The 740-nt window shown below is 60.7% G+C and carries 2 protein-coding genes; both read right to left on the bottom strand.

From position 1 onward, the window contains the following. Positions 1-170 precede the first annotated feature (170 nt). Positions 171-473, bottom strand: a complete 303-nt coding sequence (locus ENZ74_RS33435) for a DUF982 domain-containing protein (protein ID WP_024503323.1) — start codon at positions 471-473, stop codon at positions 171-173. Between the two features lie 140 nt (positions 474-613). Next, on the bottom strand, positions 614-740 hold a 127-nt coding region (locus ENZ74_RS33430), incomplete at its 5' end, for an oligopeptide/dipeptide ABC transporter ATP-binding protein (RefSeq protein WP_348630713.1).

Genomic DNA, 740 nt, shown 5'->3' with positions numbered 1-740 from the left:
ATGGCGCTTCGCCGCAAGCTCGTGACTGAAGTAAGCATGAACGACGACCGTCCGCTGTGAAAGTGCGCCATGTAGGACGAACTTTCGAGGCCCCATCCCGGAGCGCATTGCACAACGAGATCCCCGCGCCGCTGCAGCGCGAGACCTTGTAGGACCGTCAGGACAACAGCCTATCGCCGCAATGCGTGCACGCTTGCCTTGCCTTCGCCGCCTACCGGCAAAGCCATGTCATCGTCGAGAAGGCGCGTGATGCGGGCAAAGCCGGTGAACGCTTTCCTTGCTTCCTCGGCCGACATCTGGCCCGACAAGGCGGCCGAGCAACAGTTCAGCGCGCACTGATAAACCGGACCGCGCCGTCCCGTTGGCCATTTCCGCAAGAACATCATGGCTTCGGCAACACTATCGATTTCTTCCGCAGGGTGTCCTTGCCCGCGCGAAATCCGCACGGGCGAAAAGAAATGCAATTGATCCATCGTTTCCTCCCGGTCGACCGCAATGCGCTCGATCGAACCCCACCAAACGCACCAACAGCCGGTTGGTTCCAGCCAAAAAATGGAATTTTTTGAGAAATCTGTCAGGCGAAGGCGATCACCTGTGCGGTGGTGAGTGTCGCCTACATCGTCGGAAAGTGGCAGGCGACTTTGCGACCGGGTCGGTATTCCCGCAACTGCGGCCGCTCCGAACGGCAGCGCTCCGCCGCGATCGGGCATCGGGGATGGAAACGGCAGCCGGTTGGAGGG

It is taken from the genome of Mesorhizobium sp. M7A.F.Ca.CA.002.15.2.1 (assembly GCF_003998715.1).
Taxonomy (GTDB): domain Bacteria; phylum Pseudomonadota; class Alphaproteobacteria; order Rhizobiales; family Rhizobiaceae; genus Mesorhizobium; species Mesorhizobium ciceri.
This window is presented reverse-complemented; position numbering and strand designations above follow the sequence as displayed.